Source organism: Actinomadura macra NBRC 14102 (assembly GCF_001552215.1).
Lineage (GTDB): Bacteria > Actinomycetota > Actinomycetes > Streptosporangiales > Streptosporangiaceae > Spirillospora > Spirillospora macra.
This window is the reverse complement of record NZ_BCQT01000026.1, coordinates 102899-116399: the sequence shown is the minus strand read 5'-3', so window position 1 is coordinate 116399 and position 13501 is coordinate 102899. Positions and strand designations below refer to the sequence as shown.

Genomic DNA, 13501 nt, shown 5'->3' with positions numbered 1-13501 from the left:
GACGTACGACCGAACACGACCAGGACGGCGCACGACCGAACACGGCGAGACCAGAACACGGCAAGACCAGGAAGAAGCAGGGAGCCGCAGAAATGCCGACACTGATGAGGCGAGGGGCGGTCGCCGCGGCGGCGGCCCTCGTGACCGTGCTCGCCGCGGCGTGCGCCCCGGGCTCGTCCAACGACAAGCCCGAGAGCAAAGCGCCCGCAGCGGTGAGCACCGATGTCGCCAAGGCCGGGAACGTGACACTCACCGTCTGGGACCAGGAGGTCCAGGGCGGGCTGAAGGAGCAGATCGAGAAGCTGAACGCCCAGTTCCAGGCCACCTACCCCAACGTCAAGATCAATCGGGTGTCGCGGTCCTTCAGCGACCTGCAGAAGACCCTGCGGCTCGCGCTGTCGGGCAACAACCCGCCCGACGTCGTGGAGGCCAACCAGGGCTACGCGTCCATGGCGCAGTTCGTCAAGGCCGGGATGCTGCTGCCGCTCGACTCCTACGACCAGGTGTACGGGTGGAAGAAGCGCTACCCCAAGGGCCTGATGGACCTCAACAGCGTCACCGACGACGGGAAGCTCATCGGCGCGGGGAAGCTGTACGGCGTCTCCCTGAACGGTGAGATCGTCGGCTTGTACTACAACAAGGAGAAGCTCACCAAGCTCGGCATCCAGCCGCCAAAGACGTGGGCGGAGTTCGACCAGGCGCTCGCCACCGCGAAGAGCAAGGGCGAGGTCCCCATCGCGTTCGGCAACGTCGAGAAGCTGGCCGCGATGCAGCTCTACGGCATCCTCCAGGACGGCCTGACCGACAAGGAGTCCGTCCGCAAGCTCGTGTTCGGCAGCGGCGGCGCGTGGACCGACGGCCCGAACGTCCAGGCGGCGCAGAAGCTCGGCGACTGGTCCAAGAAGGGCTACCTCACCAAGAACGCCAACTCCATCAAGTGGGACGACACGCCGGTGAACTTCGCCAAGGGCGAGGGCGTGTTCATGTTCGGCGGCACCTGGTGGGCGCCCGACCTGAACGACCGCATGAAGGAGAAGGTCGGCTTCATGCTGCCGCCCGCGTCCCAGGCGGGGGCGCCCGTGTCGACGATGGGCGGCGAGAGCCTGCCCTGGTCCATCACGGCCAAGTCCAAGCACGCGGACGTAGCCGCGGCCTACATCAACTTCATCACCTCGGCGAAGGCGATGGACGTCTCGGTCGAGACCGGCAACCTGCCGGTGCTCCCCGCGTCCAGGCAGCCGTCGGCGGCGCTGATGCGGGAGGTGTCGACGGCCTGGGCCGAGCTGAGCAAGAACGACGGCACCACGCCCTACCTCGACTACGCGACGCCCACCTTCACCGACGCGTTCGGAGGTCCGCTCCAGGAGCTCATCGCCGGCAAGAAGTCGGCGGAAGCGGTCATGAAGGCGGCGCAGGACGACTACACCGCCTTCCAGAACAAGAAGTGACACGGGGCCGGGCACAGACCGGCTCGATGAGGACCTAGGGAGCCCGCACATGACGACCGTCGCGCGGCACAAGACGCCGGGATCCCGGCGCGAGGCACCGGACGCGCGTGCCGCGCGGCGCCCGGGGGGACGCAACGGGGGCCGGCCTCCCGGCGAGGCCCGGGGGATCGGCTGGCTGTACGTCCTGCCCGCCCTGCTGGTGTACGGGGGGTTCCTGCTGTGGCCGCTGGTGCGCGGCGCGCAGTTCTCCCTGTACCACTGGGACGGCCTCGGGACGGCGACCTGGGCCGGCGTCTCCAACTACACCAGCACCTGGTCCGACCCCGCTCTGCGGGGCTCGTTCGGGCACCTGCTGATCCTCATCGTGTTCTACTCGATCCTGCCGTGCTGCATCGCGTTCGTGCTGGTCGGCGCGATGTCCCGGACGAAGATCCGTGGTCTGACGTTCTTTCGGACCGTGCTGTTCCTGCCGCAGGTCATCGCGATGGTCGCGGTGGCCGTGGCATGGCGGTGGGTGTACTCGACGGATGGGCCGGTCAACACCGTCCTCGGCTGGCTGCACGCCCTCGGACTGCCGGACTGGCGGCGCGGCTGGTTCGGCGATTTCACCTTCGCGCTGCCCGCCGTGGGCCTCGTCGGCACCTGGGTCGGGATCGGGCTGGCGCTGGTGCTGTTCCTGGCGGGGGTACAGAAGATCCCCCGGGAGCTGTACGAGGCCGCGCGGATCGACGGCGCGGGGCCCGTCCGCGAGTTCTTCGCGGTCACCCTGCCTGCGCTGCGCCGTGAGCTGTCGGTGGCGCTGACGCTGACGACGATCATGGCGATCCGCAACTTCGACCTCATCTACATGGCCACCGAAGGCGGGCCGGGCGACGCGACCAAGGTGCCCGCCTACGAGGTCTACAACCGCACGTTCAACACCGGCGAGGTCGGGCTCGGCTGCGCCATCGGGGTGACGCTGGCGGTGCTGGCGTTCGCCGTCACGGCGGGCATCGGCCGCCTGGTGGAAGGGAGGGACGCATGAACCCGCGGCGGGAACGGCTCGTCAACCACGCGATCCTCGCCGTCTTCGCGGTGATCGCCGTCTTCCCGATGATCGGGATCGTGGCGCAGGCGCTGCGGCTCCCGGGTCTGGACTTCTCGTCGTTCGGGACCGCGTGGCGTGACGGTCACTTCGCCACCTACCTGCGCAACAGCCTCATCGTCACCACGATCACCGTGGTCGTGGCGGCGGTGCTGTCGATCATGGCCGGCTACGCGCTCGGCGCGATGCGCTTCCGTGGCGCGTCGGCGTTGTTCCTGCTGTTCCTCGCGGGGCTGACCATCCCGACCGAGGCGGTCGTCGTCCCGCTCTACTTCGACCTGAGGTCGATGGGGCTCGACAACACCTACGCCGGGCTGATCCTGCCGCAGGTCGCGATGTCGGTCGCGTTCGGCACGTTCTGGATGCGGGCCTTCTTCCGCAGCGTCCCGCCGTCGCTGCTGGAGGCCGCCCGGATCGACGGCGCGTCGAGCTGGACGACGCTGTGGCGGGTGCTGGTGCCGATCGGCCGCCCCGCGATCCTCACCATGCTCCTGCTCACCACCATGTGGACCTGGAACGAGTTCCTGCTGCCGCTGGTGATCATCAACTCGGACGAGGCGCTGCGCACCGCGCCTCTCGGGCTGTCGTTCTTCCAAGGGACGCACAAGACCGACTACTCACTGCTCATGGCGGGCGCACTGATCATCGCCGCCCCCGTCGTGATCGTTTATGTCTTCCTGCAACGCCAATTCATCGCAGGAATGCTCTCGGGGGCCATCAAGGAGTAGGGAAAGAAGAGGAGAGTTCATGCGAAGACTCGCCCTACCCGCAGTCCTGTCCGCCGCGCTCGCGGCTTCCACCATCGCGCTGACGGGCCCGCCCGCCCAGGCGGCGCCCACACCGAACGCCGGTGCGCCGACCGGTGCGCCGTCCGATGACGGGCGGCTGGACGTCCTGTTCGTCGGGGCGCACCCTGACGACGAGGCCGGCACGCTGTCCACGCTCGGCCAGTGGAACGAGTTCGAGAAGGCCAAGACCGGCGTCCTCACCGTCACGCGCGGTGAGGGTGGCGGGAACGCCGCCGGAAACGAGGAGGGACCACCGCTCGGCCTGCTGCGCGAGAACGAGGAAAGGCGTGCCGTCGGCAAGGCCGGCGTCACCGACATCCACTATTTGGACGAGGTCGACTTCTACTACACGGTGAGCACGCCGCTGACCGCCAAGACCTGGGACCACGACAAGACCCTGGAGAAGGTCGTCCGGCTGGTGCGGGAGACACGGCCCAAGGTGATCGTCACCATGGTGCCCGCGCCGTTGCCCGGCCAGCACGGCAACCACCAGGAGGCGGCACGCCTGGCGACCGAGGCGTACTTCGCCGCGGCCGATCCCAAGGCGTACCCCGCGCAGCTCCGCGGGGAGGGGCTGCGCACCTGGGCGCCGGGACGGATCTTCCAGACCGGCGGCGCCTCCGGGCCCACGGGTCCCGCGTGCGAGACGGACCTGAAGCCCACCCGGCCGGGCTCGCTCGTCCGGGGTGTGTGGGGCGGCCGCGCGTCCGCCCGCAACGGCGGCAAGACCTGGGCGCAGGTCGAGCGCGAGGCGCAGCGGACCTATGTGAGCCAGGGCTGGGGCGGATTCCCGGACGTGCCGTCCGACCCGTCCAAGATCGGCTGCGATTACTACATGCAGATCCACAGCAGGGTGCCGTTCACGCTGGGGAACAGCGGCCCGGCGGCGATGCTGGAGGGCGCGGTCCAGCCCGGCAAGGGCGGCCTGCCGCTCGGCACCGGGTTCTTCCTCACCACGCAGTCGCTCGGGGTGACGCCCGGTGCCGCCTTCAAGGTCACGGCGCACGCCAGCTCGTCGAGGAAGCTGCGCGACGCGAAGATTGCTTTGTCCGTTCCGTCTGATTGGAACGTTACAGGTTCGGGTGATGTGGGCACGGTGGGCTCCAGGGAGCGCACCGCGACCTTCACGGTCAAGCCCCCGGCCGGTGCCGCCTCCGGACGCGTCCAGCTGGCGGCGACCCTCACCAGCGGGAAGGCCAGGGGCCAGACGGCCGCGCAGGTGCAGGTGCAGCCGTCCGTCACCGGGACCATGGAGCCGCTGCCGCGCGTGTCGGACTTCGACTCCTGGGCGGCCAAGACCGGAGTCCCCGCGCTCACCGGGCAGGTCAAGCCGGTGCTCACGCTGGCGTCCGGCAAGTCCCGCAAGGTGCGCGTGGACCTGGCCAACACGACCGCGTCCGCGCAGTCGGGAACGGTCAAGCTCGCCCTGCCGAAGGGCTTCGCGGCCGACGAGCCGTCCAAGCCCTACACGCTCGCGGCCGGGGCCAAGGGGTCGGCCACGTTCACCGTCAGCAACACCGACGCGTCCCTGCCCACCTCGAACGAGGGCGGCACCGGCGGCGACTACGACGTGACGATCACCACGACCCCGTCCTCGGGTGCCGCGGACGTGCAGACGGGCGGGCTGGAACTGGTCCCGACCGCCGTCCTGCCGAAGGCGTCGGGCACGCCGGTCGTGGACGGCAAGGAGTCGCCGGGCGAGTACCCGGGCCCCGAGCTGAACCTCTCCCGCCTCTGGGAGGGCTCACCCTGCGTCTCGGCGGCGGACTGCTCGGCCACCGGCAAGGTCACCTGGACCGACGACGCGCTGCACGTGCTGGTCAAGGTCCGTGACGACAAGCCGGGCACCGTGCTGAGCGCCGACGACTGCAAGCGGCACTGGCGCACCGACTCGGTGGAGATCGCCGTCGACCCGCGCGGTGACTCCGAGAACACCTCGACCACCTTCAAGACCGGCATCTTCCCGACGATGTCCGACGGCAAGCCGTGCTTCGAGCGCGATGCCGACGCGCACCAGGGCGGGCCCGAGACGGCGCCCGGGATGCAGGTCGCCTCGACGGTGGCCAATCCGTACGACGGGTACGTGATCGAGACGAAGATCCCCTTCAAGGTGCTGCCGACCGCCGTGGACCCGGCGCGGATGGGCCTGAACATCTTCGTGTACGACTCCGACACCCAGGACAAGATCGGCAAGTCCCGGATCGGCTGGTCCACCTGGGGTGGCGTGCAGGGCGACCCGTACCGCTGGGGCCTCGTCTCGCTTCCGGGCCACACACCGCCGCCCGGTATGCCGACCACGCCCGGCGAGCCGGTCATGCCCACCGATGCGGCGTCCTCGCTCAACTCGCCCGAGTCCATCCTCCAGGCGGTGCGCACGGGCGTCCCGCTGGCGGGCGGACCCGCCGCGCCCCGGTCCGACACGCTCCGGATCCTCGGCAAGCCGACGGTCTCCGGCGGCTCGGTCGGCGTCAAGCTGCGCGCCACCGGGCCCGGCGTCGCGCACGTCCACGTGTGGGACGGCAAGGTCCTCGGTACGCGGAAGGTCGAGATCCGTGGCGCGGGCGTCCAGACGGTGACGGTGCCGGGCACGAGCGGCCTTGTGGCAGTGGCCTTCGAGGCGAGGAGGGGAGGAACGGCGAGCGCCGTCGCCCGGATCACCCGGTGACGTGACACCGCCGCGCCGGGCCCGCTGAACGGGGCCGGCGCGGCGGTGCCTACTTGCCCACGAGTGTGTGCGAGAACGTATAGCGATCGGCACGGTAGACATGGCAGCCGTACTCGGCGGCGGCACCCTTGTCGTCGTAGGCCGTACGGGTCATGGTGAGCAGGGGCGTGCCGCGCCGCTCGTCCAGCAGCCGGGCCTCGGCCGTGGTCGCGGCCCGCGCCCCGATGGTCTGGTGGGCGATCCGCAGGTTGACGCCCGCGTCCCGGAGCGTCTCGTACAACCCGTGCTCTTCGAGATGGGCGGAGGTGGTGTCGATCAGTCCCATCGGCAGGACGTTGGTCATCAGCGCGAGCGGCTCGGCGCCGGTGAAACGCAGCCGGCGCACCCGCAGCACCTCGGTGGCGGGCGCGACGCCCAGTTGCCCGGCCGACTCCTCGTCCGCACGGACGGGGCCGAACTCCAGGACGCGTGTGCGCGGTTCGGCGCCGGCCGCGGCGAGGTCGTCGTACAGGCTGGACAGTTCGAGAGGCCGCCGCACCGGGGATCGGACGACCTGCGTGCCGACACCGCGCCTGCGCACCAGCAGGCCCTTGTCGACCAGGTGCTGGATCGCCTGCCGAACGGTCGGCCGTGACAGCCGGTAGCGGGCGGCCAGCTCAAGCTCGTTCTCCAGCCGTGCTCCCGGTGGCAGTTCGCCCGTGCGGATCGCCTCCTCCAACTGCCGGGCGACCTGGAAGTAGAGCGGGATCGGGCTGCCGCGATCCAGCCTCACGATGGGTCCGTGCACCTCAGGACTCCTTCGGCTCTGTCGGGATGAGGATAACGGACAGTCCGCAACAAAGCGCTAAAGTCCATATGTCATGACATACTGTTGACAGCTATTGGAGCGTTCCATGAAACTCGGACACAGGCAACGCGGCATCGGGAGGGGGACCGGATGAGGATCGGGCTGGCCGGCGTAGGCCGGATCGGCGGGGGACACGCGGAGACGCTGCGGGGGATCGCAGAGGTCGAGGAGGTACTCGTCGCCGATGCCGACGCCGGACGGGCCCGCGAGGTGGCCCGCAAGCTCGGTGTCCGAGCCGCCGCCGGAGTGGACGCGCTGTTCGCCGCCGGGCTGGACGGCCTGGTCGTCGCCACGCCCACCGCCGCACACGCCGGCCTGGTGATCCGCGCCGTGGAGGCCGGGCTGCCGGTGTTCGTGGAGAAGCCGGTGGCCGCCGATCTTGATGGAACGATCCAAGTCCTGGCGGCCGTCCAACGCTCCGGCGTCCCGGTCCAGGTCGGGTTCCAGCGGCGCTTCGACCCCGGGCACCGGGCCGCCCGCGACGCGGTCCGCGACGGGCGGCTCGGCTGGGTGCACACCGTCCGCTCGTGCACGCTCGATGCCGCCCCGCCACCGGAGGAGTACATCCCCACCTCGGGCGGGCTGTTTCGGGACTGCTCCGTCCACGACTTCGACGCCGTCCGGTTCGTCACCGGCCGCGACGTCGTCGAGGTGACCGCGGCCGGCGCCGACCGCGGCGCCGCCGTCTTCGCCGAGGCCGGCGACGTCTCCGCCGCCTCGGCGGTCCTCACGCTCGACGACGGCACCCTCGCCGTGGTCTCCGCCAGCCGCTACAACGCCGCCGGATACGACGTCCGGCTGGAGGTGCTCGGCTCCCGGGACGGCATCGTCGTCGGCCTGGACGACCGTACCCCGCTGTCGCCCGCCGGCCCCGGTCTCCGGCCGGCGGGACCGCCGCACACCGGCTTCCTCGAACGGTTCGCTGAGGCGTACACGGCCGAGCTCCGCGCGTTCACCGGCATGGTCGCCGCGGGCGCGGACAGCCCGTGCCCCCCGGAGGAGAGCCTGGAGGCGTTCTACGTCGCCGAGGCGTGCGAGGTCTCCCGGCGTGAGCGGCGCGCCGTCACGATCGAGGAGGTCCGCCGATGATCGCCGCCGGCCGCGTCGCCGCCGCGCCGATCTCCTGGGGTGTCTGCGAGGTGCCCGGCTGGGGCCACCAGCTCGCCGCCTGCCGCGTCCTCGCCGAGATGCGCGACCTCGGCGTCGCCGCGACCGAGTTCGGCCCGGACGGATTCCTGCCGTCCGACCCCGCCGAGCGGTCGGCGCTGCTCGGCTCGTACGGGCTGCGGCCCGTCGGCGGATTCGTCCCGCTCGTCCTGCACGACCCCGGACATGACCCGCTGCCCGATCTCGCGGGTGCCCTCGACGCCTTCGGCGACGCCGTGACCGTGGTGCTCGCCGCCGCCACCGGGCTGGACGGATACGACGGACGGCCCGTCCTGGACGAGGAGCACTGGGCCGCCCTCTTGACCAACCTCGGCCGCGCCGCCACCCACGCCGCCGCGCGTGGCCACCGCGCCGTCCTGCACCCCCACGTCGGCACGGTCGTCGAGCGGCGCGAGGAGGTCGGCCGCGTCCTGGACGGCTCCGACATCGGGCTCTGCCTCGACACCGGGCACCTGCTCATCGGCGGCACCGACCCGCTCGACCTGGCGCGCTCGGCCGCGGACCGGATCGCCCACGTCCACCTCAAGGACGTCGACGCCGCCCTCGCCCGCAGGGTGCGGACCGGCGAGATCACCTACACCGGCGCCGTCCGGGACGGGATCTACCGCCCGCTCGGCCAGGGCGACATCGACATCGCCGGGATCATCGGCGCCCTGGAGGGCGCGGGGTACGACGGTTGGTACGTCCTCGAACAGGACATGGTCCTCACCACCGACCCCGCGCCGGACGCCGGCCCCCGCGACGACGTCCGCGCCTGCCTGGCGTTCCTGGAGGCCGCATGATCCACGACCTCATCACGATGGGGCGGGTGAGCGTCGACATCTACCCGCTCCAGACGGGCGTGCCACTGGAGAAGGTCGAGTCGTTCGGCAAGTACCTCGGCGGCAGCCCGACCAACGTCGCGGTCGCCGCCGCGCGCCTCGGCCACCGCACCGCCGTCATCACCCGGACGGGCGAGGATCCCTTCGGTCGCTTCGTCCACCAGGCGCTCACCGGCTACGGCGTGGACGACCGGTTCGTCACCGACGTCCCCGGGCTCCCGACGCCGCTGGCGTTCTGCGAGATCTTCCCCCCGGACGACTTTCCACTGTACTTCTACCGCTATCCCAAAGCCCCCGACCTGGAGATCCACGAGCACGAGCTGGACCTGGACGCGATCAGGGACGCCCGCATCTTCTGGGCGACGGTCACCGGTCTGTCCCAGGAGCCCAGCAACGGTTCGACGCTCGCCGCGCTGACCGCGCACCCGGGCACGACCGTCCTCGACCTGGACTGGCGCCCCATGTTCTGGCAGTCGCCGGCCGAGGCCCGGTCCCGCGTCCGCCGGGCGCTGGAGCACGCCACCGTGGCCATCGGCAACCTCGACGAGTGCGAGATCGCCGTGGGCGAGCGCGAGCCCCGTGCCGCCGCCCGCGCCCTTCTGGACCGCGGCGTGTCCGTCGCCATCGTCAAGCAGGGGCCGCGCGGGACCCTCGCGGCGTCCGCCGCCGGGATCGTCGAGGTCCCGCCGACGCCCGTGCGGGTCGTCAACGGGCTCGGCGCGGGCGACGCCTTCGGCGGCGCCGTCTGCCACGGGTTCCTGGAGGGCTGGGACCTGGAGCGCACCGTCCGCTTCGCCGGCGCCGCCGGCGCGCTGGTCGCCTCGCGTCTCGCCTGCGCCGACGCCATGCCCACCGAGCACGAGGTCCAGCACCTCCTGGCCGAGCACGAGGAGGACGAGGGGTGAGCATGGGGACGTTCGCCGAGCGGTTCGCGGAGCTGGTCGAGGTCAGGGCGGCGCGGCCGGCGGCCGTCGCGCAGGCCGCCGCCCGCCGGGCCCGGGCCGCGGCGCCGCCCGGCCGGCTGCTGATCATCGCGGCCGACCACCCGGCCCGGGGCGCGCTGCGCGCCGGGAACGACCCGCTGGCGATGGGGAACCGGGCGGACCTGCTGGAGCGGATGTGCGTCGCGCTCGCCCGTCCGGGCGTGCACGGTGTGCTCGGCACCCCGGACGTGATCGAGGACCTGCTGCTGCTCGGCGCGCTGGAGGGCAAGGTCGTCATCGGCTCGATGAACCGCGGCGGCCTCGCCGGTGCCGCGTTCGAGATCGACGACAGGTTCACCGCCTACACCGCGCCCGCCATCGCCGGGGCGCGGCTGGACGGCGGCAAGATGCTGCTGCGCGTCGACCTCGCCGACCCGGCGACCGCGCGGACGCTGGAGGCGTGTGCGCGTGCCGTGACGGACCTGGCCGCGCACGGGCTCATGGCGATGGTCGAGCCGTTCCTGTCGTCCCGCGAGGACGGCGGGCGCGTCCGCAACGTGCTGACGCCCGAGGCGATGATCCACGCGGTGTCGATCGCCTCGGGGCTCGGCGCCACGTCCGCTCACACCTGGTTGAAGGTCCCGGTGGTGGACCGGATGGAGGAGGTCATGGCCGCTTCGACGCTGCCCGCCCTGCTGCTGGGCGGCGAGGTTCTCGCGGACCAGGACGCGGCGCTGGCCGGCTGGAAGGCCGCGCTCGCGCTGCCGACCGTCCGCGGCCTCGTCGTGGGCCGCTCCCTGCTCTACCCGCCCGGCGGCGACGTCGCGGGGGCCGTCGACGCCGCGGCGGGTCTGCTGTGAACGGAGGATTCGCCATGCACGCGGGCACACCCAGAGATACGGGCACGCCGGAGAGCACGGTCACGCCGGAGAGCGCGGGCTGGACGTATTCGGGACTTCGCGTCCTCACGCTCGGGCCGGGGGAGGAGGCCGCGCTGGACACCGGCGACGCGGAGACCCTCGTGCTGCCGCTCGCCGGCTCGTGCTCGGTGACGGTCGGCGTCCCGGCGGACGGGCCCGCCGGGACCGTGGCCACCGTGACGTTCGAGCTGACCGGCCGCCGCGACGTGTTCTCCCGGGTGACCGACTTCGCCTACGCGCCCCGCGACGCGCGGCTGCGGGTCTCCTCCCGGGCGGGGGGACGGTTCGCGCTCCCCTCCGCCCGCTGCGAGCGGCGGCTGCCGCCCCGCTACGGCCCGGCGGAACGGGTACCGGTGGAGCTGCGCGGGGCGGGACGGATGGCCCGGCAGGTCAACAACTTCTGCACGCCCGGCGCGTTCGAGGCCGACCGGCTGATCGCCTGCGAGGTGCTGACGCCGGGCGGGAACTGGTCGTCCTACCCGCCGCACAAGCACGACGAGCAGACGCCCGACGAGTCGGTCCTGGAGGAGATCTACTACTTCGAGGTCGCGGACGCTCCGGACGGCGGGCCCGGCATGGGCTACCAGCGGGTCTACGGAAGCACCGACGTGCTGGAGGAGGTCCGCACGGGCGACACGGTGCTGATCCCGCACGGCTGGCACGGACCGTCCATGGCGGTGCCCGGCTACGACCTGTACTACCTGAACGTCATGGCCGGGCCCGGCGAGCGCGCCTGGCGGATCTGCGACGACCCGGCGCACGCCTGGGTCCGTGACACCTGGCCGGGGCTCCCTGCCGACCCGAGGCTGCCGATGTCATCGGCGGCCGGACCGGTCCCCGGCGAGGGGACGACCCCCCACACCCCCCGGAACGCACAGAAGGGACAACGATGACCGCCACCGAGCGACTCACCGTCGGGCAGGCGATCGTCCGCTTCCTGGCGAACCAGTGGACCGAGCGCGACGGCGAGCGGCAGCGGTTCTTCGCCGGCTGCTTCGGCATCTTCGGCCACGGCAACGTGGCCGGCCTCGGGCAGGCGCTGCTCCAGCAGGACGGCGAGCTGTCCTACCGCGCCGCGCGCAACGAGCAGGCGATGGTGCACGCCGCCGTCGGATACGCGCGCATGCACGACCGGCTCCGCGCGTTCGCGTGCACGACGTCCGTCGGACCGGGCGCCACCAACATGGTGACCGGCGCGGCGCTGGCGACGATCAACCGCATTCCGGTGCTGCTGCTGCCCGGCGACGTCTTCGCCACCCGCGTCGCCAACCCCGTGCTCCAGGAACTGGAGGACGCCCGCTCCTACGACGTGTCGGTGAACGACTGCTTCAAGCCCGTCTCCAGGTACTGGGACAGGATCAACCGTCCCGAGCAGCTTCCGGCCGCGCTCCTGGCGGCGATGCGGGTGCTGACCGACCCGGCGGAGACGGGCGCGGTGACGCTCGCGCTGCCGCAGGACGTCCAGGCCGAGGCGCACGACTGGCCGGTGGAGCTGTTCACCGAGCGAACCTGGCGGATCGCACGCCCGGTGCCCGAACCCGCCGTGCTGGAGGAGGCGGCGGCGCTGCTGCGGGCGGCCCGGCGGCCGCTGATCGTCGCGGGTGGCGGCGTCATCTACTCCGGCGCGACCGCCGAGCTGGCGGCACTCGCCGAGCGGACCGGGATCCCCGTCGCCGAGACCCAGGCGGGCAAGGGCTCCCTGCCGTGGGACCACCCCGCGTCGGCGGGCGCGATCGGCGCCACCGGGACGGCCGCGGCGAACGCCCTCGCCCGCGAGGCGGACGTGGTCCTCGGCGTCGGCACCCGGTACAGCGACTTCACCACCGCCTCGCGGACGCTGTTCGCCCATCCCGGCGTCCGGTTCGTCAACCTCAACATCGCCGTGCTGGACGCCGCCAAGCACGCCGGGCTCCCGCTGACCGCCGACGCCCGCGCGGGCCTCGCCGCAGTGCGTGAGGCGATGGCCGGTCACACGGTCGCCGCCGCGTACCGGACGGAGATCGCCGAGTTGGCGGGCCGCTGGAACGCCGCCGTCGACCGCGCCCACGCGCCCGGGGACGGCACCCTGCCCTCCCAACCGGAGATCATCGGCATCGTCAACGAGGTCGGCGGCCCGCGCGACGTGGTCGTGTGCGCGGCCGGTTCGATGCCCGGTGACCTGCACAAACTATGGCGGACCCGCGACCCGAAGGGCTACCACGTCGAATACGGCTACTCCTGCATGGGCTATGAGATCGCCGGCGGTCTCGGCGTGAAGCTGGCCGCGCCCGACCGTGAGGTGTTCGTCCTCGTGGGCGACGGCTCGTACCTGATGATGGCGCAGGAACTCGTCACCGCGGTCGCCGACGGGATCAAGCTCGTCGTCGTGCTCGTCCAGAACCACGGCTTCGCCTCGATCGGCAACCTGTCGGAGTCGGTCGGCGCGCAGCGGTTCGGCACCCGGTTCCGCCTTCCCGGCGACCTGGCCGCCAACGCCGCCGCCCTCGGCGCCGACGTGCTGCGCGCCAGCACCGCCGCCGAGTTCCGCACGGCCCTCGTCAAAGCCCGGGACTCGTCCCGCACGACCGTCGTCCATGTGGAGACCGACACGTCGGTGGCGGCGCCGGACAGCGAGGCATGGTGGGACGTCCCCGTCGCCGAAGTGTCCACTTTGGACTCGACCGCACGGGCCCGCACGGCCTACGACGAAGGGAAGGCCGCCCAGCGCCCCCTGATCTAGCCGATGCAAGGGACCACCTCGACGACGAAGAGTGGTGTTAGGCCCACCGGTGATGGGCCCTCAGTCCCACCGACACGTGCCGTCCGCCGGCACAGGATTGCGGTCATCAGCAAATCCGT

At 71.9% G+C, this 13501-nt stretch carries 11 protein-coding genes; 10 read left to right on the top strand and 1 reads right to left on the bottom strand.

Features of this window, described 5'->3' with window-relative positions:
• The first annotated feature begins 92 nt into the window (after window positions 1–92).
• The 4 genes from AMA02S_RS35610 to AMA02S_RS35595 are packed head-to-tail and all read left to right on the top strand — an operon-like array spanning window position 93 to window position 5985.
• A complete protein-coding gene (locus tag AMA02S_RS35610; protein WP_157431055.1) occupies window positions 93–1448 on the top strand; it encodes an extracellular solute-binding protein in 1356 nt (451 codons plus the stop codon).
• 49 nt (window positions 1449–1497) lie between these two features.
• Window positions 1498–2472: a carbohydrate ABC transporter permease gene (locus tag AMA02S_RS35605; RefSeq protein ID WP_084265950.1), complete on the top strand. Its 975-nt coding sequence runs from the start codon at window positions 1498–1500 to the stop codon at window positions 2470–2472.
• Window positions 2469–3260 (top strand): carbohydrate ABC transporter permease, encoded by a 792-nt coding sequence (locus tag AMA02S_RS35600; protein WP_067467992.1) that lies wholly within the window; start codon window positions 2469–2471, stop codon window positions 3258–3260. Before AMA02S_RS35605 ends, AMA02S_RS35600 begins: the two co-directional genes overlap by 4 nt.
• A 19-nt stretch (window positions 3261–3279) precedes the next feature.
• Window positions 3280–5985 (top strand): sugar-binding protein, encoded by a 2706-nt coding sequence (locus tag AMA02S_RS35595; RefSeq protein WP_067467989.1) that lies wholly within the window; start codon window positions 3280–3282, stop codon window positions 5983–5985.
• Between the two features lie 49 nt (window positions 5986–6034).
• Here AMA02S_RS35595 and AMA02S_RS35590 read toward each other — a convergent pair whose 3' ends face one another.
• Window positions 6035–6772, bottom strand: coding sequence for a GntR family transcriptional regulator (locus tag AMA02S_RS35590; RefSeq protein ID WP_067467987.1), 738 nt, complete (start codon window positions 6770–6772; stop codon window positions 6035–6037).
• A gap of 150 nt (window positions 6773–6922) precedes the next feature.
• On the opposite strand from AMA02S_RS35590, the gene AMA02S_RS35585 reads away from it, so the two are divergent.
• The 6 genes from AMA02S_RS35585 to iolD are packed head-to-tail and all read left to right on the top strand — an operon-like array spanning window position 6923 to window position 13382.
• On the top strand, window positions 6923–7921 hold the full coding sequence (locus AMA02S_RS35585) for a Gfo/Idh/MocA family protein (RefSeq protein ID WP_067467984.1): 999 nt from the start codon (window positions 6923–6925) through the stop codon (window positions 7919–7921).
• The gene (locus tag AMA02S_RS35580) at window positions 7918–8781 is read left to right on the top strand and encodes a TIM barrel protein (RefSeq protein WP_067467982.1); all 864 of its coding nucleotides are present in this window, start codon (window positions 7918–7920) and stop codon (window positions 8779–8781) included. The genes AMA02S_RS35585 and AMA02S_RS35580 overlap by 4 nt, the downstream gene beginning before the upstream one ends.
• Window positions 8778–9725: a 5-dehydro-2-deoxygluconokinase gene (gene iolC / locus AMA02S_RS35575; protein ID WP_067467979.1), complete on the top strand. Its 948-nt coding sequence runs from the start codon at window positions 8778–8780 to the stop codon at window positions 9723–9725. Before AMA02S_RS35580 ends, iolC begins: the two co-directional genes overlap by 4 nt.
• Window positions 9726–9727: 2 nt before the next feature.
• Window positions 9728–10603 carry a Cgl0159 family (beta/alpha)8-fold protein gene (locus AMA02S_RS35570; RefSeq protein ID WP_067467976.1) on the top strand — a complete coding sequence of 292 codons (876 nt, stop codon included), beginning with the start codon at window positions 9728–9730 and terminating at the stop codon, window positions 10601–10603.
• A 14-nt stretch (window positions 10604–10617) separates the two neighbouring features.
• Window positions 10618–11556 (top strand): 5-deoxy-glucuronate isomerase, encoded by a 939-nt coding sequence (gene iolB / locus AMA02S_RS35565; protein ID WP_067467974.1) that lies wholly within the window; start codon window positions 10618–10620, stop codon window positions 11554–11556.
• Window positions 11553–13382 (top strand): 3D-(3,5/4)-trihydroxycyclohexane-1,2-dione acylhydrolase (decyclizing), encoded by a 1830-nt coding sequence (iolD, locus tag AMA02S_RS35560; protein ID WP_067467973.1) that lies wholly within the window; start codon window positions 11553–11555, stop codon window positions 13380–13382. The genes iolB and iolD overlap by 4 nt, the downstream gene beginning before the upstream one ends.
• Window positions 13383–13501: the final 119 nt, after the last annotated feature.